Here is a 699-nt window from a genome sequence, read left to right on the forward strand (position 1 = left end):
GCGCGAGGCGGATGGCGATGCCGCCGTCCGCACGCGCCTGCGGGAGCTTGCCAATGAGCGCCGCCGGTTCGGCTACCGGCGGCTGGCGATCCTGCTGAGGCGAGAGGGATTGAGGATGAACCTGAAGAAGGTCTACCGCCTCTACCGGGAGGAGCGGCTCGTGGTGCGTCGGCGCGGCGGGCGCAAGCGGGCGCTCGGCACCAGGGCGCCGGCGGCCGTTCCGCAGGGAGCGAACCAACGCTGGAGCCTCGACTTCGTGTCCGATGCCCTGAACGACGGCCGGCGCTTCCGGGTGCTGAACATCGTCGACGACTTCACCCGCGAATGCCTGGCGGCGGTGGTGGACACCTCCCTCTCCGGCGCCCGCGTCGTGCGCGAGCTCAAAGAGGTCATCCTCCGCCGCGGTCGGCCCTGCATGATCGTCTCCGACAACGGCACCGAGCTGGTCAGCCGGGCGGTTCTCGCCTTCTGCGAGGAGACCGCCATCGAATGGCACTACATCGCCCCCGGCAAGCCGATCCAGAACGCCTTCGTGGAGAGCTTCAACGGCCGGCTGCGCGACGAGTGCCTCAACGAACACGCCTTCTCTTCGCTTGCCGAGGCGCGGCGGATCATCGAGGCTTGGCGCATCGACTACAACACCGTCAGACCCCATACGAGCCTCGGCGGCCTCGCGCCGTCGATGTTCGCCAGCCGGTC

Annotated in this window: 1 protein-coding gene; it reads left to right on the forward strand. The window is 69.1% G+C overall.

Annotated elements, in window-relative coordinates; all coding sequences use genetic code 11:
* Positions 1–699: IS3 family transposase (locus KHC19_RS13045; protein WP_213352806.1), on the forward strand; the 699-nt coding region annotated here is incomplete at both ends.

The organism is Ancylobacter oerskovii (assembly GCF_018390555.1).
GTDB lineage: Bacteria > Pseudomonadota > Alphaproteobacteria > Rhizobiales > Xanthobacteraceae > Ancylobacter > Ancylobacter oerskovii.